This window comes from Colwellia sp. MB02u-14 (assembly GCF_014076915.1).
Lineage (GTDB): Bacteria > Pseudomonadota > Gammaproteobacteria > Enterobacterales > Alteromonadaceae > Colwellia_A.
Genome location: NZ_JACGUX010000065.1, coordinates 21,318 through 43,041, shown reverse-complemented (window position 1 = coordinate 43,041; position 21,724 = coordinate 21,318). Strand labels below are relative to the sequence as shown.

At 36.8% G+C, this 21,724-nt stretch carries 20 protein-coding genes and 1 pseudogene; 7 read left to right on the top strand and 14 right to left on the bottom strand.

The window, feature by feature from the left end; translation table 11 throughout:
• Nucleotides 1–15 precede the first annotated feature (15 nt).
• From ccoS to H4J52_RS07015, 7 genes and pseudogenes are all read left to right on the top strand, one after another.
• On the top strand, nucleotides 16–228 hold the full coding sequence (gene ccoS, locus H4J52_RS07045) for a cbb3-type cytochrome oxidase assembly protein CcoS (protein ID WP_182181194.1): 213 nt from the start codon (nucleotides 16–18) through the stop codon (nucleotides 226–228).
• A 5-nt stretch (nucleotides 229–233) separates the two neighbouring features.
• Nucleotides 234–911, top strand: coding sequence for a sulfite exporter TauE/SafE family protein (locus H4J52_RS07040; RefSeq protein ID WP_182181195.1), 678 nt, complete (start codon nucleotides 234–236; stop codon nucleotides 909–911).
• 43 nt (nucleotides 912–954) lie between these two features.
• Nucleotides 955–1,674, top strand: coding sequence for a fumarate/nitrate reduction transcriptional regulator Fnr (gene fnr, locus H4J52_RS07035; RefSeq protein WP_182181196.1), 720 nt, complete (start codon nucleotides 955–957; stop codon nucleotides 1,672–1,674).
• Between the two features lie 146 nt (nucleotides 1,675–1,820).
• Nucleotides 1,821–2,747, top strand: a complete 927-nt coding sequence (uspE, locus tag H4J52_RS07030; protein ID WP_182181197.1) for a universal stress protein UspE — start codon at nucleotides 1,821–1,823, stop codon at nucleotides 2,745–2,747.
• Between the two features lie 127 nt (nucleotides 2,748–2,874).
• Nucleotides 2,875–3,837 carry a tRNA 2-thiocytidine(32) synthetase TtcA gene (gene ttcA, locus H4J52_RS07025; RefSeq protein WP_182181198.1) on the top strand — a complete coding sequence of 321 codons (963 nt, stop codon included), beginning with the start codon at nucleotides 2,875–2,877 and terminating at the stop codon, nucleotides 3,835–3,837.
• A gap of 21 nt (nucleotides 3,838–3,858) precedes the next feature.
• Nucleotides 3,859–5,164: pseudogene (locus H4J52_RS07020) on the top strand (NCS2 family permease).
• A 17-nt stretch (nucleotides 5,165–5,181) separates the two neighbouring features.
• Nucleotides 5,182–5,961: an outer membrane protein OmpK gene (locus tag H4J52_RS07015; protein WP_182181452.1), complete on the top strand. Its 780-nt coding sequence runs from the start codon at nucleotides 5,182–5,184 to the stop codon at nucleotides 5,959–5,961.
• A gap of 48 nt (nucleotides 5,962–6,009) precedes the next feature.
• Here H4J52_RS07015 and H4J52_RS07010 read toward each other — a convergent pair whose 3' ends face one another.
• The 14 genes from H4J52_RS07010 to H4J52_RS06950 form a co-directional block, all read right to left on the bottom strand.
• Nucleotides 6,010–6,864, bottom strand: coding sequence for a glucosaminidase domain-containing protein (locus H4J52_RS07010; protein WP_182181199.1), 855 nt, complete (start codon nucleotides 6,862–6,864; stop codon nucleotides 6,010–6,012).
• A gap of 42 nt (nucleotides 6,865–6,906) precedes the next feature.
• Complete coding sequence (locus tag H4J52_RS07005; RefSeq protein ID WP_182181200.1) at nucleotides 6,907–7,695, bottom strand: hypothetical protein; 789 nt, start codon at nucleotides 7,693–7,695, stop codon at nucleotides 6,907–6,909.
• A gap of 89 nt (nucleotides 7,696–7,784) precedes the next feature.
• Nucleotides 7,785–8,333 carry a DUF1415 domain-containing protein gene (locus tag H4J52_RS07000; RefSeq protein WP_182181201.1) on the bottom strand — a complete coding sequence of 183 codons (549 nt, stop codon included), beginning with the start codon at nucleotides 8,331–8,333 and terminating at the stop codon, nucleotides 7,785–7,787.
• Nucleotides 8,334–8,367: 34 nt separating this feature from the next.
• The gene (locus H4J52_RS06995) at nucleotides 8,368–10,149 is read right to left on the bottom strand and encodes an ABC transporter ATP-binding protein/permease (RefSeq protein WP_182224414.1); all 1,782 of its coding nucleotides are present in this window, start codon (nucleotides 10,147–10,149) and stop codon (nucleotides 8,368–8,370) included.
• A 337-nt stretch (nucleotides 10,150–10,486) separates the two neighbouring features.
• Nucleotides 10,487–11,980 carry a methyl-accepting chemotaxis protein gene (locus tag H4J52_RS06990; RefSeq protein ID WP_182224413.1) on the bottom strand — a complete coding sequence of 498 codons (1,494 nt, stop codon included), beginning with the start codon at nucleotides 11,978–11,980 and terminating at the stop codon, nucleotides 10,487–10,489.
• A 62-nt stretch (nucleotides 11,981–12,042) separates the two neighbouring features.
• Entirely contained in the window at nucleotides 12,043–12,204 is a 162-nt protein-coding gene (locus tag H4J52_RS19945; RefSeq protein ID WP_259366704.1) for a hypothetical protein, read from the bottom strand.
• Nucleotides 12,205–12,227: 23 nt separating this feature from the next.
• Complete coding sequence (locus tag H4J52_RS19940) at nucleotides 12,228–12,449, bottom strand: hypothetical protein (RefSeq protein ID WP_259366703.1); 222 nt, start codon at nucleotides 12,447–12,449, stop codon at nucleotides 12,228–12,230.
• A gap of 449 nt (nucleotides 12,450–12,898) precedes the next feature.
• On the bottom strand, nucleotides 12,899–13,633 hold the full coding sequence (locus H4J52_RS06980; RefSeq protein WP_182181204.1) for an ABC transporter substrate-binding protein: 735 nt from the start codon (nucleotides 13,631–13,633) through the stop codon (nucleotides 12,899–12,901).
• Between the two features lie 64 nt (nucleotides 13,634–13,697).
• On the bottom strand, nucleotides 13,698–14,243 hold the full coding sequence (locus H4J52_RS06975) for a TorF family putative porin (protein ID WP_259366708.1): 546 nt from the start codon (nucleotides 14,241–14,243) through the stop codon (nucleotides 13,698–13,700).
• 459 nt (nucleotides 14,244–14,702) lie between these two features.
• On the bottom strand, nucleotides 14,703–16,043 hold the full coding sequence (locus H4J52_RS06970) for a HAMP domain-containing sensor histidine kinase (RefSeq protein ID WP_182181205.1): 1,341 nt from the start codon (nucleotides 16,041–16,043) through the stop codon (nucleotides 14,703–14,705).
• Nucleotides 16,044–16,090: 47 nt separating this feature from the next.
• Nucleotides 16,091–16,756, bottom strand: coding sequence for a response regulator transcription factor (locus tag H4J52_RS06965; RefSeq protein WP_404851972.1), 666 nt, complete (start codon nucleotides 16,754–16,756; stop codon nucleotides 16,091–16,093).
• A complete protein-coding gene (locus tag H4J52_RS06960) occupies nucleotides 16,756–19,812 on the bottom strand; it encodes an efflux RND transporter permease subunit (protein ID WP_182181209.1) in 3,057 nt (1,018 codons plus the stop codon). The genes H4J52_RS06965 and H4J52_RS06960 overlap by 1 nt, the downstream gene beginning before the upstream one ends.
• A 38-nt stretch (nucleotides 19,813–19,850) precedes the next feature.
• Nucleotides 19,851–20,954 carry an efflux RND transporter periplasmic adaptor subunit gene (locus tag H4J52_RS06955; protein WP_182181210.1) on the bottom strand — a complete coding sequence of 368 codons (1,104 nt, stop codon included), beginning with the start codon at nucleotides 20,952–20,954 and terminating at the stop codon, nucleotides 19,851–19,853.
• Between the two features lie 65 nt (nucleotides 20,955–21,019).
• The gene (locus H4J52_RS06950) at nucleotides 21,020–21,601 is read right to left on the bottom strand and encodes a TetR/AcrR family transcriptional regulator (protein ID WP_182181211.1); all 582 of its coding nucleotides are present in this window, start codon (nucleotides 21,599–21,601) and stop codon (nucleotides 21,020–21,022) included.
• Nucleotides 21,602–21,724: the final 123 nt, after the last annotated feature.

Here is a 21,724-nt window from a genome sequence, read left to right as displayed (position 1 = left end):
TAGAGAATAAAGACAATGAGCATTATTTATATTTTAATCCCTATTGCGATAATACTAACGGCCTTAGCCATATATCTATTTTTTTGGGCAGTAAAAACTGAACAATTTGATGATTTAGAAAAACAAGGCATGAGTATTTTATTTGATGATAACAACGATAAAAGCGCTGAGAATTCGCCTGAAGCTAACGGTATAGAAAAAAAAGACAATGATACGGGTATTAAGTAACTAATATGCTAAGTATTGATTATTTATCTGCTTTTATCATTGGCTTATTAGGTTCGGGCCATTGCATTGGTATGTGTGGTGGCATAACCACTATGCTAACATCAGCTATATCGCCTCAACATAAGGTAAGTGATCAATTTAAACTGGTCAGTGCTTATAATTTTGGCCGTATTTTTTCTTATACCTTAATTGGTGGTATTGTTGGATTTAGTAGTTCGATTGCTGCAAAAAATATTGGTGTACCCTTAGGTTTTCTTCGACTGTTCGCGGCAGTATTTTTAATATTACTGGGCTTATACTTGGGTCAATGGCTAATGTGGCTATCGAAAGTTGAAAAAATAGGTAAAGTCTTCTGGCGCTTTTTATCACCATTAAGTAAGAGGTTTATCCCTGTAAAAAATACTAAACAAGCTTTAGCATTAGGCGCTATTTGGGGATGGTTACCTTGTGGTTTAGTTTATTCAACCCTAACTTGGTCTTTAGCGAGCGGTAGTACCCTAACTGGCGCCTTGATAATGACATGTTTTGGTTTAGGTACCTTACCGGCGTTGTTGAGTATTTCATTAGGTTCTTTTGGAATAAAGTCTTTGTTAACTAACATGAAATTTAAAAAAATAATGGCCTTTATGATAATTATGTATGGAATATACAGTTTAATGATTGCATATCAACAGTTGTTTTAATATGATCGAAATTATTAAAGATAAATAAATCATTTAGGTTAATATGTATAAAAAGCCATGTTCTACATCTCAGCACATTCATTGTCAAAATTGTAGTATCAGTGAGCTATGTTTACCGTTTTCTTTAAATGAGAAAGAACTTGATACGCTAGACAGTATTATAGACCGTAAACGCCCTATTCATAAAGGTGAACAAATCTTTCAAGATGGCGATAAAATGCAAGCTTTATACGCTATTCGCTCTGGGACATTTAAAACATTCACGGTAAATGAACAAGGCGAAGAACAAATTACCGGTTTTCATTTAGCCGGCGATTTATTAGGTTTCGATGCTATTGCTGAATCAGAACACCCTAGCTTTGCAAAAGCGCTAGAAACATCAATGGTTTGTGAAATACCCTACAACACACTTGATGCATTATCGAATACTATGCCAAAGTTAAAAAAACAAATTCTGCGCATGATGAGTTCGGAAATACGCTCAGATCAGGAAATGTTAACCTTACTTAATCGTAAAAATGCTGAACAACGCTTGGCGACATTTATCTCAACACTGGCGAGTCGTTATCATGCGCGAGGGATGTCAGCAACGGACTTCCGCTTAACTATGACGAGAAGCGATATTGGTAATTATATTGGCCTAACGGTAGAAACCATTAGCCGATTATTAAATCGTTTCCAAAAAAATGAATTAATTGGTGTCGAAGGTAAGCTTATTACTATTTTAGATATGGATAAACTTAACGAGTGTGCTTCACTTTAGTTTCTATATAAATTTATAAAAAATGCTTAACACTGATTATGTTGAGCATTTTTTTATTGAAATATTATGATGTAAAGCAAATAACATGTACCAAATATAGTCTATTGTTAATGTTATTAGTATTTAATGCGTTACGGAGTAAATGTATGGAAAAGTATAAAAAAATATTAGCCGTTATTGACCCAACCACTGAAAATCAAAAAGCATTAAAGCGTGCTATTGAATTAGCTCGCTATAGTGGTGGAGAAATCACCGCATTTTTAACCATTTATGATTTATCTTATGAAATGACGACGATGCTTTCTGGCGAAGAACGTGAAGCAATGCGCCAGTCTGTTATTAATGGTCATCAGCAATGGTTAGCAGAAAAAATTTCTAAAATTAATCACGAAAATATTAACATAGACATTTGTATTATTTGGCATAACCGTCCATTTGAGAAAATAATCAAAAAAGTGCTTGCTGAAAATTTTAATATTGTCATCAAAGGCACACATCAACACGATAAGCTAAAATCTGTTATTTTTACACCAACAGACTGGCATATTCTCAGAAAATGCCCTTGTCCAGTATTACTTGTTAAAGATCATAGCTGGCCAAGTGATGGTAATTTGCTTACCGCACTTAACATGGGCAGCGACGATGAAGAGCACAAAGCACTTAACAAAAAATTAACTCAAGAATCGATGGCTCTCTCATCGCTCATTAAAGCTAATATCCACTTAGTTAATTCTTACCCGGGTACGCCCGTAAATATTGCCATTGAAATCCCAGAGTTTAATGCCTGCGAATATAACGAGACCATGTTTAACCATCATAAAAGTGCAATGGAAAGTCATGCAAATAATTACAACATCCCCATTGAAAATACTTACGTGAAAGAGGGCTTACCTGAAGATGTTATTCAAAGTATCTCTAACGAGATCGATGCAGAATTAGTTGTTTTAGGTACCATTGGCCGTACAGGAATTTCAGCTGCATTGATCGGCAATACCGCAGAGCATGTAATTGACCGCTTAAACTGTGATGTATTAGCCATTAAACCCGATGGCTACATTTCGCCTCTGGCATAAGGTCTATTAGCATTAGGTTTAGATCTTTGAATATAAATTAAAAAGCCAAGAGTTTTCTTGGCTTTTTGCTATACTACGCGCCGTAAAAATCGATATTTTTTCATTATAAATAGCACTAGGAAACACTATGAGCGCTCAATCAGCGACACCAATAGCATCTTTAACAGCCAGCCAAAAAATACAGCTGAATAAACTTGAAAAACGCTTAAGACGCCATGTTGGTCAAGCTATCGCACAATATAATATGATAGAAGATGGCGATAAAATAATGGTTTGTGTCTCTGGGGGCAAAGATAGTTATGCCCTACTCGCTATTTTAATGTTGTTAAAAGAATCTGCACCCATTCATTTTGATATCGTGGCAGTTAACCTTGATCAAAAACAACCTGGTTTTCCTGAGCATATTTTGCCCGCATACCTAGAATCGTTAGGTGTTGAATATAAAATAGCGCAAGAAGATACCTATTCAATTGTTAAAGACAAAATCCCTGAAGGTAAAACCACTTGTAGTTTATGTTCTCGTTTACGCAGAGCCATTCTATACAAGGTCGCGGCAGAAATAGGCGCCACTAAGATTGCATTAGGCCACCATCGTGATGATATGGTTGAAACGTTAATGCTGAATATGTTCTATGGCGGAAAATTAAAATCGATGCCAGCAAAATTGGTCTCAGACAATGGCGAACATGTTGTGATTCGCCCACTAGCTTTTTGTAAAGAAGCCGAGTTAATACAATACGCTCAACTCAAAGCCTTCCCTATTATTCCTTGTAACTTATGTGGATCTCAACCTAATTTACAGCGTCAAAATATCAAGAAGATGCTACAAGACTGGAACGTAAATCACCCAGGACGAATTGAATCAATGTTTACAGCAATTCGTAACGTTGTGCCCTCACATTTATGCGATAGCGAATTATTTGACTTTAAATCGATCAATGCTCAATCAGGGGTTATCAATGGCGGTGATATCGCTTTTGATGATGAACTTATCGTTGCTCCTGTATTAGACGATAACATTAGTATTGAACATAATTCAAAAAACAATCTATCATTTAATAACGCATTGAATATTATCGAAATAAAATAATAATAATACCTGGTTAAAAACATGCTTGAAAAGCTTTTCAAATTAACGGAACACGGCACAAATGTAAAACAAGAAATCATTGCGGGTTTGACGACTTTTTTAACCATGGCTTACATTATTTTTGTTAACCCTGCGATGTTGGCAAATACAGGGATGGACCACGGGGCAATATTTGTTGCAACATGTCTTGCCGCTGCTATTGGCTGTTTTGTGATGGGATTGTTAGCTAATTACCCTATCGCATTGGCACCTGGTATGGGATTGAATGCCTTTTTCACCTACACCGTAGTGTTAGGAATGGGCTATAGCTGGCAAATCGCTTTAGCTGGTGTATTCATCTCTGGTTGTTTTTTTGTATTACTTAGCCTGTTTAATGTTCGCGCATGGATCATCAACTCAATTCCACATTCATTACGTTTTGGCATTGCTGCTGGTATCGGATTATTTCTTGCTTTTATTGCCTTAAAGAATGCAGGTATTGTGGTGGACAGCCCCACGACACTATTAACATTAGGCGATATAACGTCTTTTCAAGCGGTGTTCGCCGCCATTGGATTATTTCTTATTGTTGGTTTGGTCAATCGAGGTATCAATGGTGCTGTCATGATATCGATACTCGTTATAACGGCATTGGGCATACTCATTGGTGATGTAAGCTACCAAGGTATTATATCTATGCCCCCCTCTGTACTGCTCACTTTTCTGCAGCTTGATATTATTGGCGCATTAGAAGTGAGTATGATGGGTGTTATATTTACTTTTTTTTGTAGATTTATTCGATACCTCAGGTACCTTAATTGCTGTGGCTCAACGTGGCAACCTTCTCGATGAAAATGGTAGTTTACCTCGTTTGGGCAAAGCACTGTTAGCGGACTCAACAGCAACAATTGCAGGTGCAGTACTTGGCTCTTCAACCACAACAAGTTATGTAGAAAGTACCGCGGGTGTTAGTGCCGTTGGGAGAACCGGGCTAACAGCCGTAACAGTAGGGGTTTTATTTTTATTGTCACTTTTGTTTTCTCCCCTTGCTGCGATGGTACCGGCTTATGCAACTGCTGACCCATTATTTTGCGTTGCGGTGTTAATGCTCGCAGGACTTGTTAATGTTGATTGGGATGATTTATCACAAGCGGTTCCTGTTGCAGTTATATGTATTACCATGCCTTTAAACTTCTCTATAGCTAATGGTATTGCTTTTGGTTTTATAAGTTATGTTGCTGTACGCTTATTTAGCGGGCATTTTCAGAAACTTAATATGAGTTTAATCATACTGGTGAGTTTATTTTTAATTAAATTTATTTTATTTTATTTTATTTTATTTGCATAATCATAAGGTCAATTATTATGAATAATTTGTTACAGACATATTTAAAAAATTTGGCCATTATGAATATCTTGTCGTTACTAGCATTTTCATCTTCAGCCCAAACGTTATGGAGTGACAACAGCATGAGCTATTTGAAGAATACCAGTGATTTTGAACTCCTTGGTAATGATAATGTTAATGTCATGACTTTTGAGCATGTATCAGGTCATAACTGGGGTGATACCTTCTTCTTTGTTGATAGAACTACAGCGAGCAGTGATGCAAAAAATGGTAAATTCAACTCAACCTATGGCGAATTGTCACCGCGATTAAGTATGAGTTATTTAACCAATAAAGAAGTAACCTTCGCAGCTATTAAAGATTTATATGTAGCAAGTACTTGGGAGCATAACACCAGTAATGATAATGGAGTGGGTTTTGTTTTCAATAATTACTTACTTGGCCTAGGTGCTGCTTGGGATATAAGTGGCTTTGCCTTTGTAAATACAAACTTATACCATGCTAGCAATGATAAGACTGATAATGATATTCAACTCACGCTCTCTTGGGGTTATCCGTTTAGTGTTGGTGAACAAAATTTTATGTTGGATGGTTTTGTTGATTGGTCGTCAGCGGTTGATGACCATAGTGCAGATTTTCACTTTAACCCGCAGTTGAAATGGGATTTAAGCCATAACTTCTCCAAGAGAAAAGTTATGGAGCTGGGTATCGAATATTCCTACTGGCATAATAAATATGGCATTAACGGATTAGATAATCAAAGCGTTGTTAGCTTATTAGTTAAGCTTCATTTATAAAAATGCTAACATTAATAATTTTACTAGCGAGTTTATCACTGAAAGCTACTAAATAGTTTTTAGCTTTGCCCGTATGTTGTCAAAATAGGTTTTATTATGACGGATCATTTCAGTAATTTCTAACACGTAGTCAGTACCACGAATTGAATAACGCATTAAACCAGTCGCTAATATTTGCGGAGACAACGGCTGCTTTTGTGCACGCAATTGTCCGCGGATTGTGCGAAAAACACCATAAGCATGGTGGGTATTAATATTATGTAAGTAACGTTGCACACCATGTTCGACACTATTAAATGCGGCTACTTCATGTTTAGCGCCGTTGTCTCTGCCACTTGGCACCATGCCACAACCTTTCTGATAGCACCACATGCCGAAAAAATTCAAACCGATCCGAGCAAATCGAGATGTTCCCCAAGCAGATTCATTAGCGGCTTGTACTAACGCTAATTCAATAGGCACCACATCAATACGTAACCGTAATTCATTAAGCTGTTGTAATGGTGAATTTTTCTCACTAACTTTATACTTTTTTATTAACCGGTTAAGTAACGCTTGTTGCTCTTCTATAAGGTTTTCTTCTAGAAAAAGCACTTCAATCATAGTCAAAACTTCAAGCCTTAAGGCAAGTAAATTTCTATTCTCTTTTACAATTGCGGGGTAAATATATTGAAAAAATTGACGCTTTTTAGCTTTTACATCACGAATAGAAGCAAAGTTAGGTAGGTTAACGTCATGAAGGGGTTGCTCAACTATTTTTTCTTTGGCCATAACCACGGGTACAACTTTATTAACAATCAACGGTGGAGGGGCAAGTGTCGGTTTGAGAAATGTAAAAGGAGCAACAAGTCCAATAACTAATGCACTGATTAACAAAGTTTTTAAAATAGTTTGAATTTTCATAGTGTCCTTTTTACTGACAATCATATTTATGTCTGTAGAGAGTTAAGCTGAAAATGTGTCACTTGTTTGGCTCGCCGGTACATCAACTGCTTGCAGCTGCATTCCAAAAATCTCACGGTATAAAATACCTTTAACATTATAAAATAGTGGTGCTAAAAAAGTTAATGCAATTAAGAAAAACATAACACCAATCACTGAAAATTGAGTGTTAGCAATAATCACTAGCGGTAATATTGATAAAAATAAAGCTAAAAACAAAGAGGTATAAATGGCGAGTAACTTAAACCATTGAAAACGGGTAACTTGTAAACTCAAAATGATCGCCTTTATTGGAGATAGTTTCTTCTCTACGACTAAAGGTAAGGTGAGTGATAAAGCAACGGCTAAATAAATACCGGGTAAGTAAAATAAACTCATTCCTAACGTTACTAATACTGACGTTAGCAACGCACAAACAGCAACCCAACTTCCTCTTTTTAAAAAAGCAAAGATCAATTTACTGTTGGTCTTTAAGCCAACGGCATGGAAAACCCCCATCATTTCTACCCCCACTAAAAAAGGATAGATGATCATAGTGACCACGATATTTAATAATGTGGTCGACTGTGGATCTTGAATAACCTGCTCAATTCCTCCCATCGCATTACTGATCAAAAGTGACACAATAACACCTAACACAAGGGTGAAAAACAAACCTAAATTAATAGCAATACGAGATTGAAGTGTTAACTGCCAAGCTTCTTTTAAGACTGAAGAAACATCGATGGTATATTCACCTTTTAGTGATTTTTCTATACTACCACCCATTTGTACTACTTTTTTTTCATTCACAAAAATAACTACCTTTTTTAAATTTTCAACATGATAACAAGTTGGTTTATATTGGAAACAGCATAAATTATCTACAAAAAATAATAATACTATGAGTGAGATTTAGCAATGCGCTGTAAAATAGTTTGAAAGTAATGAGCGCCCTTTTTTTCGGCCAAAACAATATTATTATTAGGTATATTTCCTGGATTTTTATAAACAGACAACACTTTTTCCATGCTCGCTTCTCGAATTAAATGAATGGTTGGTAATGGCGAGCGATTAGTATAATTAGAAGCTGCATTGAATGGTTCACCTTCAAAATAATAATCAGGATGGAAACTAGCGAGTTGAAAGACCCCCTCATAGCCTAATGCTATTAATAGATCGTTCGCATGGTCGAGTAAATCTAAATAGTTTTCAAAGCCTTTAAAGCCTTCATTAAAGATCAATAATGTTGTTTCAACAGTAGGTTCGTGCACCAATTTTTCAAATTGCTTGGTTAACTCTTCTAACGCTAAGGTTATTTTTCTAGCCTCACAAAGTTGATAATGAATAGTGTTATTCACAAACTCTTTTTTCGCAAAAGGGCAAAAATTTAAACCAATAATAATTTCTTCTAGCCACTGCTGGGTTTGTAAAACATCAGCAGTACTCATTTTTTATCAATCATTTTTAACTCACAAATTTTCATTACGCGTTGTTTTGTTGTAATTGCCACATATTAGCATAATGACCTTGCTTGCTTAGCAGCGTTTGATGATCACCTTGTTCAATTATTTCCCCTTTGTGCAAAACAATAATGTTGTCTGCATCTACAATCGTAGATAATCGGTGGGCAATCACTAGACTGGTGTGATCCTTAGCAACGTCTTTAATTGCTTTTAAAATAGCTTGTTCAGAATGACTATCAAGCGAGGACGTTGCTTCATCAAACACTAAAATGGCTGGATTTTTCAAGATAGTTCGAGCAATAGCAACCCGTTGTTTTTCGCCTCCTGATAGCTTTAAACCACGCTCGCCGACAACGGTATCAAACCCGCTGGGTAATGAACTAATAAATTCACTGAGGTGTGACAACCTCGCAGCTTCCTCGACTTCCGCGTGACTCGCATTCACATTCCCATATTTAACATTTTCAAATAAACTTTCATTAAACAACACGGTATCTTGTGGCACAATCCCAATATTTTTTCTGAGTGAATGCTGAGTTATATCAATTACAGCTTCACCGTCTATTTTAATTTGGCCTTGTTGACAGTTATAAAAACGGAAAAGTAGTTTAACCAAGGTTGATTTTCCAGAGCCACTTTCTCCAACAACAGCCACTTTTTGACCCGCTTTAACCTCAAATGAAACATTTTTTAGAATAGGTCTTGTCTTATCATAAAAAAAGCTAACATTATCAAATATAATCGCACCATCAATTAACGTCAATTCTTTCGCATTTTTACTATCAACAACTTTAGGGACTTTTTGTAATAACGTAAACATTTGTTCGATATTTGCTAAAGAGCCTTTTATTTCTCGATAGACAAAACCTAAAAAGTTCAAGGGTATAAACAATTGCATCATAAAAGCGTTAACCAATACAAAGTCCCCTAAAGTCATTTGTTGATGGGTCACTTGGTAAGCGGCTAATGCTAACATTGCGGTCATTGCTAACGACACAATAATGGCCTGACCACCATTTAATGCAAACAACGATAAACGGTTTTGCATCTTGGCTTTTTCCCAGTCGGCTAATTGACTGTCGTAGGCATTTGATTCATAAGATTCGTTGGTAAAATATTTGACTGTTTCATAGTTTAACAAACTGTCTATTGCGCGTGTGTTGCTTGATGAATCAGCTTTATTTGCCGCTCGAATATATCGAGTTCGCCATTCAGTTGCATAGATAGAGTAAGCGATGTAACACGTAATAGAGAGACCGGTGATCAACGCAAACCAAATGCCATAATTCACCCATAATATAGTAATAACCATCACAATTTCGAGTAAGGTTGGCACAATATTAAAGACCATAAAACGCATTAAGAAGTTAACCCCAGACGTGCCACGGTCAATATCACGCGAGAGTCCACCTGTTTGGCGGTTCAAATGAAAATCTAGGTCAAGTTGATGTAAATGTTCAAAAACTTTCAAACCTATACGGCGGATCGCTCGTTCAGTAACGCGACCAAATAAGGTGTCGCGTATTTCTGCAAGTAGCACGATAGTTAAACGCACCAAACCATAAGCGGCGACTAAAGCAAAAGGCACAATGAAAATATTATTTTCTTGTTGAGCATCAAGCCCGTCAACAATATCTTTTAATATAAAAGGAAGATAAACACTCGCAAGTTTAGTTAACACCAAACAAAACAACGCAAAACCTATACGCACTTTAAATTCAAGTAGGTAAGGAATAAGTGACTTTAGCACTCGCCAATTAATAGTAGCATTTTCAGGTGACGGGTACGAAGATCTGCGCATTAAGGAATATTACTCTGGTCGGAATTAGGCAGACTTTAACGGCTTTAATCACTTAAAGCAATTAAGAAAAGCAGCCTATAGCGAACACAACATCTTTTGGGTGCTTAATTCAAAAAACTGTGCCACACCATAGCGGCTATAAACTGAGTATATTAAGCTCGGCACTTCCTCAAAGCCTATAAAACGACTTTAATTATTGAGTTTTTTATCGTCTCTAAGAGTGAATGAAAACATCAGGGTTATTAAAGTCCACTCCCTTCAAATACATGATTAAAATCTATCAGTAATAGAATTACATACCTATAAATTTACGTTCCTAAAAATTTAATGCCTTACATTAAGCTTTAAATTGTTGTGTTAATTTATTGAGCTTATCTGAAGAACTTTGCATAAGTTGAGAATTTTTCGTCATCGCATTTAATTGTTCTAAACTGCTGTGACCTGCGCTAACAATTCTATTAACGTTGCTGCTTAACTCTTCTGCGACAGTACTTTGTTCTTCAACCGCAGAAGCTATTTGCGTCGCCATTTCAGTAATTTGTTCTGTAGAATTTAAAATGCTACTAATAGACTCTCCCGAACTGAGTGCATTTTCAACCGACGCCTTACTTTTAGTCTGGCTATCTTCCATAACATGAACAGCTGATTTAGCTCCTGATTGTAAACGTTCAATGGTCTGCTGAATTTGTGCGGTGCTTTCTTGAGTTCGACTGGCCAAAGCCCTAACTTCATCTGCTACCACAGCAAAACCGCGTCCTTGCTCTCCAGCACGAGCCGCTTCAATGGCAGCATTTAACGCCAATAAGTTTGTTTGTTCGGCAATTCCGCGAATGACATCTAAGACTGAAACAATACCTTTAACATCATCCTCAAGGGCACCAACCACCTTGGTCGCTTCATTAAGGTGATCAGATAAGCCATTTATCGACTCAATAGACTCTTTAATAATAGCGGATACGGCTCGTGCATCTTGATTTGCTTGCTCTGCTGAGCCTGCAGTTAACTGAACATTATTAGCAATTTCTTTTGCCGATGCAGACATTTCAGTGATGGCGGTAGCCACCTGATCCGTTTCAGACTGCTGGTTTTCTAAATGCCCACGACTGGCCTCAGAAGCTTGATAGACATTTTCTGACACCTCTGAAGTCTGCTTTACCGACAATTGAATAGATTGAACAAGCAATTGAATTTTATCTACAAAGACGTTGAATGACTCTGCAACAAGGCCTATTTCATCTTTACGTTTAACGCATAATCGCTGCGTTAGGTCGCCTTCTCCACGCGCAATATTCTCTAAAGCATTAGCAACTTCACTTAAAGGCTGCGTCACTAATTTCGCAAATAAAAAATAGATCGCTGAAATTAAAAATACGTCAAGCAAGACTCCTTTAACAATGATGCGAGAAGCTAAAGATGACAACTCGATATCTATTGAAGAACTGTCAATAAATAAAGTAACATTACCAACACTGGTACTTTGACCGTCTTCAAGATGTTGTAATTTAAAAGTGATTGCTTCGTTTGTTTTCTTTCCTTTTGATTGAGATATTGTTTTTTTAGCTTCATTGGTTATTTCTATTAATGCGATATCTTCTGATTGTTGCTCAGAGTTTAATATACCCTTCATTTGATCTTCTTCATAATTCCAAACTGCAGAAGGCAAATTAAGTTTTAATCGAGATTCGACCAAAGAAAGTTGATTTATTTGCTTATTTTTCAGTAGATTACTTTGTGCCATATAATCATACACGCCAAAAGAAATGACGAGTATGGTGACAATAATCAATGCTGAAAAAATAAGTTTAAATGAAATAGATTTAGTAACATTCATATAATTTTTATACCTCTTTAGTGTCAGTCTTGTAGGCCATATTTATCTAGAATATCTTTAATCTACCCAGATTTTCTAAGTCTTTCTGTACCTTTCTCGATTAATTCAATGTACATTTTACTACTCGGTTTTACTGGTGAACAAGCAATGTAAATCGGTGCTTTCTTAGCGTTAGTCCCTGCGCTTTTTAGTGCATCATTAAAACCAAGTTCTTCTAATTTCACATGCGCTACTGAAACCGATTAAGCTACAATATCAATTCGATTATTGACGAGTTTTTTAAAGTTTTGTTCCAAAGCATCGGTTCCTGAAACATCTTTAAAAACATCTGGTCGACTTTTATTAACGCATCAAGCTCTTCGCCATAGGCATAACCACTAATAACACCTACTTTCTGAGTTAATAGCGAATTAAAACCCATGAACTGCCAAGTTAATGCATTATTAGCATTATATACCGTACCATCCATTCCCCCGTTCTAGGAAAGAAAAATAAAATCGGGAGCATCTTCAGGATACGTTCCAATAACGCAGTTAAACTTACCTTCACACACTGAGTTTATCGCCCTTTCCAACGGCATTACCTTGTAATCAACAGTATGACCTGCTGTTGTAAACATTGCTGTAGCCATATCAATCATATAACCTTGCTTCTCACTACTAGGGTCCCATTCATAGGAAACCAGTCGTTCGCACGAATAGTAGCTGTCGCTGCAGATGCGAGCAGCGACATGATAATAGTAAGTAAACCAATAACCCGTTCCATCGTATTAATCTTGTATAGTATATAGCTGGGTGAATTAAACACATCTACTTTTAATTAACAGTTATCATATTTATTAATAACAAAGTGCATAAATACAGCGATCTATTGAGTTAGCCTGAATAACTATTCTTTATGTATAATTGACATAAGGTCCTATTTATTCAAATATTTTTTCATCACCGCCGTAATATCAATCTTCTTTAACCCTTCATTATAGATAGCTAACCATTGCTGACCTTCGGTACTCTTTTTAAAGGCAACAAACAATTCTTTTTCTGTCAACAACTTAGCATTCATCTGTACTTGTTCTTGCGCCTTTTCTAAGTCTTTGCTATTCGCTAGTAAGTAACTAAAAACATTGGTATCGATAACCGCAGCATCAATTCGACCACCCGCAACTTTACGAATATTGGTTTCATCAGAGGTAGCGGTTTGCGCTTTTATTTCGCCACTAGCAATTAATGCATCAACTTCAGCCGTATTCACATAGTCTTGCACTACGCCAATTTTGTATTGCGTTAAATCTTTAACCGCAGACCATACTATGGGTTTTTTCTTGTTTTCAATTAATCCTAAAGGGCCTTTCCCCATAGGATTAGAAAATGAAAACTCATTTGACTCATAGTAATACTCAGGAAAGTAACCTGCATATTTTGAGTCTGGTTGCGATGCATGTTTTACAGCACGGCTCCAAGGGAAAAAATCAACCTTCAACTCATGTCCCATGGCCTTAAACGCAGCCTTAGCTACAGCAACTGAAGCGCCTTGTTCATTTAAAGTCTTTCCTGAATATGGTGGCCAAGTTAACGAGGTTAGATGGACGGTATCGCTAAACGCGGGTGCACTAAAAGATAAAATCAAAATAGTTTTTATTAATTTATGAAACATGAAAACTCCTAAAATTGAAAGGTACGGGCAACAGTAAGCAGTAAAGTAGTGTCGCCATAAGTGTCTAAATCAGTTCCGTGAATGCCCAAAGAAAAATCGAAACCATTCGTGCTAAAATGACTGGTGACTTGCCAGGGGTATAACTGTCACTACCGGGCTCCCATTGCCATTTGTCATCATCTAAGCTGGTCGATCTATCAATACCCACTAATAAAGTTAACTCATCATTAATGGTAAAAGTATGATTTAACATAACAATGTAATGACCTGCCCCTGTTCCAAAGTAATCCCAAGCATACCAAAAGTTTAAATCGGTAGCGCCAAAATTCCATTTAGTATATATCTCAGTATAGTTACCGTCAGAGCTATAGCTTGCGCCGTTATAAGTATATTGAGCAACGCCAACATCAAGATTAACGATATCATTTACCGCCGTGTAATAACCAAGATAAACATCTGCTTCAATATTCGTATCATCACCAAAATCAACATTTGACGCCCAACCACCCGCACCTGACCAATCAAGACTTCCTTGAAGTGCTGGTCCCTCATCTGTTTGGCTAACACCATTAAAAAGATAATCGCTTGCTACTGTAACCGTTGATACCAGTCAGCGAACGCAGATGAAGACATGGTAAGTAAAGTTGTTACCAATATTAAATGTTTTTACATTAAGTTAGTCCAATAAAAAATATCTATAAAATTATAGACACTGATCACTTAATAACAATATTTTACTGAACTTATTTAATAGGTGAGCTAACTCAACTCATTGATGGTGAAGAACTTGTCTATAGGTTACTAAAATAAACGTTAGCTGATGGTCGCTGAAGGACGGTTGTAGAACAATAAAGACAGCAGGTGAGTCATTTAAGTCGTATGGTATTTGGTACTTGCTGTATTAATTCTGCTTTCTAACTGTTTCCATTGATAATAATTAGTCGATATAGCTGTTATTGTCTAATCATCAGCTCCGTAATGAATAGGGTGTGAGAAATGTGTGTTACTTTCCCCTAAAGCCCATTTATCTACTACGCCAAGATATTAACCCATCTCGATAAAGATAAAGTTAGGTAAACTCAATAGGGGTTTGAAAATCAACGATCGCTTTACGGCCTCCACTTACATCATTATTTTGGTATGACCAATGCATTTTATTGACGATTTTATCAACTAACCTTAAACCTAAACCATAACCGTAATCAGCACCACTGTGATCAAAGTCACCTTCACTTATATTAATATTTTCAACGGTAACGAGGCCTTGGCTACATTGAATAATAACTTCGCCTTCTGCTGTATATTGAAATGCATTGCGAATTAGGTTGTTGAGGATCAAACGACAAGGTGTTTCAAGTACCTTAATATGAGTAGCTGTTAATTTAAGTGTTATTTCAACTTTTTTACTTTGTAATAAGTACGCATTATCTTCAACCAAGTTTTTGATCATCAAATTTAAATCTATTTCGACTAAAGCTAATGTTTGTTGATTGCTTTGCTCTATGGAGTGTTCTTGGCTGAGCCATAATAGTGTTTCTGTGGTGTGTTGCATATTAAGTGCTGCCCTACTGATACGGGCTAAAGACTCTTCACCTTTGTCTTTATTATTTTCGCTAGAGAATATTCGGGTTAATAATTCACTGTTACTTTTCACAACCGCTATCGGGGTTCGTAACTCATGACTTGCATGGCGTAAAAAATCTTGTTCTTTATCAAGCATAGCACTGAGCCTTAATAGCGCTTTTTGCTGTTGAACAGCGATCGCTGTTAATTCATAAAATTCAAAATTTGGCGTATCTTGTTCAACATTTTCAAGGGTTAAACTTTCAACCCAATCACCAATACGGTAAAAGGGTTTTAACGTTCGTTTAAGTAATAACTGGACAGAGAAATGCATCACTAACAGGAATATTAATGCGATTGGCCACGTTAGCTGGAACATTTTACTGATTCCCATTTGGCTTAAGGCATCATATTGTTTAATATTTATTTTTCGTACTAAATAAAAAATTTTACCATCAAATAATGGCTGTGCAATAACAAAAATAGCCTGCTCTGGCCATGAAATAAAAGTGTCTTCACTGAATAGTCGAATGTTATCCATCGCCATTTTTTTTACATGTTCAAAGGCAGCAAAGTGCTCTCGTATTTCGATGGGAAGATTTTTCCAACCTAAGAAACCTTGAAAGTGAATGGTATTAGGCAGTGGATGGTCGATATTTTTTTGATATTGACGTGCAAAATCATTACTTTCTAAATGAAGATCCTGAAAGTTAGCTTCATCAAGCCCATGAATAAAATAAAAGTTAATCACTAAGGTGTAACTAAGCACGATAATTAAGGCAATCATGCTTTGTACTTTTAAAACGTATCGACGAAGGGTTTGTGGTTTTTTCTTAGTTTTACTCATATCAATTATTAACTATAAAGTAGCTATTATAATGTTCATTAATCTCATCATGCACGAAAAACAAAACCTTGTCCCGCCACCGTATGAATAAGCTTAATTTCATTGATGGTATCGACTTGTTGTCTCAATTTAAATAAATGGACTTTCAAACTGTCACTGTCTGGTAGCTCATGTCCCCAAACAGATTGTAATAGTTGTTTTTTTGAAACAACCTCAGGCGATTTTCGCATCAGTACTTCAAGGATTTTCCAACCTGTTGGTGACAATTGTAAGGTACGTTGTTGCCGTTTTAATGTTTTAGCGCCAAAATCAGCGTCAAGACCGAACAGTGATAATCGGTTCGTTTGACCACTGCGGCGATTTGCTAACACATGAATACGGGCAATAAGTTCTCTCATTTCAAAGGGTTTAACTAAATAATCATCTGAACCTACCGCAAAGCCAGCCAGTTTATCATCTAATGTATCTCGAGCAGTCAACATCAAAATAGGTGTGTTGTTGCCCTGCTCTCGCATTTTTCTGCAAACCGTTAAGCCATCCATGCGCGGCATATTAACATCGAGGATCATGACATCAAAATGATGAGTGTTTATAAGCTGTAGTCCCGCAATTCCGTTAGCTGCGTGATCACAGGTTATACCTTCTAATTCAAGATAATCAATAACGGTTGTCGCTAAGTCTAAGTCATCTTCAACGAGTAAGACATGCACTATCATCGACTGATCTTAAAGAAACTGGCATACAATACAGGCACAACGGCTAAGGTTAAAATCGTGCCAACACCTAAGCCAAAGGCTAATACTGTAGCCATACCGTAAAACATTGACATTGAGTCCATCAACAACGGTAACAAGCCCATAATCGTGGTTACTGTCGTCATCGTTATAGGTCGCAAGCGTGTTAAACATGCATTAACAATCGCTTGGTAGTCATTTTTACCTTCTTTGCGTTCTATTTCTATTCGGTCAATTAAGACAATCGCATTGTTAATAATAATACCTGCCAAGCTATAGATACCTAACGTCACCATAAAGCCAAAAGGTGCGCTCATCACCAATAAACCAACAACGGTACCAATGAGTGACAAAGGGATGGTCAGGACGATAATTGAAGCGCGGCGAAACGAATTAAATTGCATGACCAATAACACTAACACCAAACCAATAACCATCGGCATACTAGCACCAAGAGCTTGTTGTGCTTCTTTTGACTGCACAATAACACCGTCATATTCAATTAAATGATTGACCGGTAAATCGCCTTTTAATGCTTCGATATCAGCATCAATAATCACTTTTAAATCTTCAGCGGTCATTTCAGTATTACTGGCTTCAATCGTGATGGTCGTAAACATGTTTTCACGTTGAATTTTTGCATACTGATTAACAGGTATAAAATCAGCCACTTGAAATAAAGGTACTGATAATCCTGATTGGTTTGAGAATATTGAAACAGTTCTAAGCCTATCTAAATTGAAACGTTCTTCTTCTTCTGCTCGAAACACCACAGGAATAATATCATCGCCATCGCGATACTCGGTAACATTAGCACCACTAAAATAACCTTGTAATGCCGTGGCTACATCAGAAGAGGTCACACCTGCACGACGTGCTCGATGTTGATCAATTTTAACCTGCATTTTAACAATACGGTTTTCCCAATCAGTACGCACATTTTTAGTGTAAGGAACCGCTTGTAATACCGCCATAATTTCTTTAGCTTTTTCATATAAAATGTCTTTATCAGGACCTTTTACTTGAATACTAATAGAACTAGAATCAGAAGGGCCCGCAAACATCCGCTTAACACGGCCTGAAACATTGGGGAAAGTTTCAATAATACCGTTATGAAGTTTATTCACAAAAGTATTTAATTGCGTGCCATCTTTAACATTAATAACAACGAAGCCTTTGTTATTTGCTGGATCTTCGGGGTTCAGTGTTAAGACAAAACGTGGACCATTAAAACCAGAATAACCAGAATAGTTAGTAATTTCAGGAAAATACGTTTTATCGTCCAACCAAGTAAACACATCGTGCATTTGACGATTCGTTTCTCTCGCTGATGTACCGTTAGGTAAATCTATGTACATCATTACTTGAGTGCGGTCAGAGTCAGGAAAGAACTGCTTTTTTAACAAGCCAAAGCCACTAAGAGATACGATTAACGTGATCACCATCATTGCCATAAAAATCGCTTTATGGGCTAAAACCCAATGCAGGAATTTTTCATATACTTGATAAAATTTTGTTGAATTTTCTGTTGGTTTATCTACCGCTTTATCGCCATTATTTTCAACTTTAATAAAGAAGTAACAGAATGTAGGTGTTACGCACAAGGCTAAAACCCAGCTAGTCATTAAAGTAATTAATATAACAAGCGATACCGAGCGGGTAAATTCACCTGCAACATGTTCAGCGAGCATTAACGGTAAGAAGAATAAAATGGTCGTCACTGATGAGCTGAGTAAAGGCATCGCAAGCTCTTTCCCCCCTTGGCACATAGCGTCAAAGCGGTCTATGCCCTGCTCGATTCTTCGTTTAAAGTCTTCAGCGATGACAATACCGTTATCAACCAGTAAACCCAGCGCAATAATAAGTGTCGCTAGGCTCATTTTCTCTAATGTCATACCGGTAAATTGCATAATTGCTAAAGTCGTTAACATTACAAAAGGGACAATCGAGCCAACAATTAAACCGGTGCGCAATCCTAAGAAGTAGATAACAACTAATAAAACAATGACTAATGTTTGTATTACATTGATTGATACCCCTTGGATAGATTTTTGAACTTGATCGGCCTGATACGTTGCAATATTGATTTTGTAACCTATGGGTAAAGTATTTTCAATTTGCGAAACCATGTTTTTAACTCTTGGCGCATATTCCAATAAATTATATTTTTGCAGCATGGAAACCCCAAACATAATAGCGGGTTCGCCATTAAAGTAGGCAGGTTTATCTGGCGGATCAATAAAGCCTCGGCGCAGGCTAACAATATCTTTTAGCGCGATGGTATCATCAGTCCCAGTGATCCTAATATGAGTGTTACCTATTTCTTCCAGTGAAGAAAAATTACCCGTTGGCTCGACCACTATGGAACGTAAACCCGTATCAATTTGGCCACCGGGGCTAATAATATTTTGATTTTGCAGTTCGCTGATAATACTGCGCGGTGAAATACCCAGCTGAGCAAGTTTAGCTGTTTTTACTTCAAGGTATATTCGTTCAGCTTGAACGCCAATAATATCAACTTTTTTAGTCCCGGAAACACTGTATAAATTGTCACGAATATGTTTAGAAATATCGTACATTTCACCTAAATTAAAACCGTCAGCAGTTAAGGCTAAAGTGACCACGGAAACATCACCAAACGAATCATTAACAAAAGGTGGACGAGTACCCTCGGGTAAATTCATCTGCGCTTGTTTAACTTTATTACGTAAGTCTTGCCAAATGTTATCTAGATTAAAATAGCGATCGTAAATTTCGACGTGGATCACTGATTGGCCAGTCATTGAGGTCGATGTAAGTTTTTCAACTTCAGGAATTTTTCTGATTTCTTTTTCAATGGCACGCGTAATTAATTGTTCAACACGTTCAGGTGCCATCCCTGGGTAAGAAGTTGTCACAATCGCTTTGCGAATGGTAATGGTTGGATTTTCTTGTGCGGGTAAAGTCAAATAGGCAAAAACACCATTGATGAGTAATAATGCCAGCACCATTAAAATGGATTTTCGATAAGTAAAAGCAATTTTAGTTAAATTCATAATTGGTCTCTAAAGTCTTTAGTCATCAGATGACATTATTAATTAAAACGCTTTACATGTTTATCAAGCAATTGAACCGATTGACCATCACGCAGAAAAGAAACACCGGCAATAGCAATAATTTCTCCAGAAGCTAAACCGGCAGAAACCAATACTTCATTATTTAAAATACTTTCGGTTTGTACCATACGTTTATGCAATTTTTGCTGTTCAACGTTATAAACAAAAACATACGATTTTTGCCCTTCATCTGCCGCTAGCGCTGATATGGGTAAATGGAAAGCTTTACCCTGATAACCTGTACGACCAATACCTTGAAAGGTAAAATCGACTTCTGCCGTCATACCTGCTCGTAAATTTTTAAGTTCGGTATTGATGAGGATCGTCACCGGAAAAGCATTCGCGGTTGCTGCGCGCGAACTGATTTCAGCGATAGTGCCCTTACTATTTAAGGTAGGAAAAGCGGGATAATGAATATCAATTTCATTGCCTTTAGATAAATCTCTGATCATCGTTTCAGGCACCATCACTTGCACCTCTAAACCATCGTCACCTTCAATTTGAAAAATGGCTTGGCCCGGAGAAATTTGCATTGATGGCTCGCTGAGACGTTTCGTTATTTTACCGTTGTAAGGTGCCGTTAATATTGAATCGCTTAAGTCTTTTTTAGCAATATCAAGCTGTGTCTTGCTAATATTTACCGCGCTGGTCGCTGATTCAAATGCTGCTTTGGCATTATCAAAACCTGACTTTGACACTAAACCTTTCGATGATAGTTCTGCATAGCGTTTATATTCATTTTCAGCTTCAGACAATGCGGCATAACTTTTTTGTAAGTTAGCTTGTGCAGATTGACGACTCAGATTAAAGTTTCGCTGGTCTAAGCGAGCAAGCGCATCACCGCGTTTGACTTCATCGCCAAGTTTAACTTTTATCCATTGTATTTTTCCACCCACTTCAAAACTTAGATTAGCTTCTTCTACGGGGTAAATAGTCCCCGATAAACGGCGTACTTGGTCAAAAGAAGACTGCTGAACTTCTTGCCAAGCAATAGGACGAATAGCCTCTTTAAAAGGTTGTTCTTCTTTATCACAACCTGAAAGTACAGTGATAACAGAAAAAGCTAATAAAAATAAACGCATACGAAACTCCATGAAAAAATTTTCAATTATATTTACATTATAACGGCTTTACAGTTAACGACAGGTTAATAACGAATGCTGTTAAATAATTGTTCTGCTAAGGCTTGCAAAGTGTCTTGATCAGGATTGGATTGCGCAAAAGTACGTAGGCCATAAATACCCATGACTAAAAAACGGGCTAGATGTTCGCTATTTTTATCTAATGATAATTCTTTAGCTGTTTGTGCTTGCTTGAATTTATCTGTTAACGCTTGTTGCCATTGAGATACATTTTCAGCAATGACCGCTTGTACCTCTTTATCTTCTTCTGTTGACTCGTAAAGTGTTTTGATAAATAAACAGCCTTTAGCTGGATCTCCACTCACACATTCACTGACCATATGGTCTAAATATTTTTTTAATTGTGACAGAATCGTATCATCGGTTAAGAAAAAATGTGAGAATTCCACATTACGATCGGCTTTATATTGCGCGATAGCCGCTAAAAGTAAGCCGCGTTTATTTTCAAATGCACAATAAATTGAGCCTGGGTGTAAACCTGTCGCTTTTTTCAAGTCGGGCATACTGGTTCTGCTATAGCCTTTTTCCATGAATAAGCTCATCGAAGATCTCAGTACTTTTTCTCGGTCAAACTCAGCATTTCTCATGATTAAAACTTAACATCTGTATTTAAGGTATCGACATGATACTTAATTTTGAACGATCATTCAAAAAAATACTTGAATGATCGTTCAAATAGCGCTATCTTGAACGGATATTCAAGAAAGAAA

Excerpts from the sequence above, each read along its gene's own strand:
- ccoS (WP_182181194.1), top strand. The coding sequence starts at position 16 with ATGAGCATTATTTATATTTTAATCCCTATTGCGATAATACTAACGGCC.
- H4J52_RS07040 (WP_182181195.1), top strand. The coding sequence starts at position 234 with ATGCTAAGTATTGATTATTTATCTGCTTTTATCATTGGCTTATTAGGT.
- fnr (WP_182181196.1), top strand. The coding sequence starts at position 955 with ATGTATAAAAAGCCATGTTCTACATCTCAGCACATTCATTGTCAAAAT.
- uspE (WP_182181197.1), top strand. The coding sequence starts at position 1,821 with ATGGAAAAGTATAAAAAAATATTAGCCGTTATTGACCCAACCACTGAA.
- ttcA (WP_182181198.1), top strand. The coding sequence starts at position 2,875 with ATGAGCGCTCAATCAGCGACACCAATAGCATCTTTAACAGCCAGCCAA.
- H4J52_RS07015 (WP_182181452.1), top strand. The coding sequence starts at position 5,182 with ATGAATAATTTGTTACAGACATATTTAAAAAATTTGGCCATTATGAAT.
- H4J52_RS07010 (WP_182181199.1), bottom strand. The coding sequence starts at position 6,864 with ATGAAAATTCAAACTATTTTAAAAACTTTGTTAATCAGTGCATTAGTT.
- H4J52_RS07000 (WP_182181201.1), bottom strand. The coding sequence starts at position 8,333 with ATGAGTACTGCTGATGTTTTACAAACCCAGCAGTGGCTAGAAGAAATT.
- H4J52_RS06995 (WP_182224414.1), bottom strand. The coding sequence starts at position 10,149 with ATGCGCAGATCTTCGTACCCGTCACCTGAAAATGCTACTATTAATTGG.
- H4J52_RS06990 (WP_182224413.1), bottom strand. The coding sequence starts at position 11,980 with ATGAATGTTACTAAATCTATTTCATTTAAACTTATTTTTTCAGCATTG.
- H4J52_RS19940 (WP_259366703.1), bottom strand. The coding sequence starts at position 12,449 with ATGGATGGTACGGTATATAATGCTAATAATGCATTAACTTGGCAGTTC.
- H4J52_RS06980 (WP_182181204.1), bottom strand. The coding sequence starts at position 13,633 with ATGTTTCATAAATTAATAAAAACTATTTTGATTTTATCTTTTAGTGCA.
- H4J52_RS06970 (WP_182181205.1), bottom strand. The coding sequence starts at position 16,043 with ATGAGTAAAACTAAGAAAAAACCACAAACCCTTCGTCGATACGTTTTA.
- H4J52_RS06960 (WP_182181209.1), bottom strand. The coding sequence starts at position 19,812 with ATGAATTTAACTAAAATTGCTTTTACTTATCGAAAATCCATTTTAATG.
- H4J52_RS06955 (WP_182181210.1), bottom strand. The coding sequence starts at position 20,954 with ATGCGTTTATTTTTATTAGCTTTTTCTGTTATCACTGTACTTTCAGGT.
- H4J52_RS06950 (WP_182181211.1), bottom strand. The coding sequence starts at position 21,601 with ATGAGAAATGCTGAGTTTGACCGAGAAAAAGTACTGAGATCTTCGATG.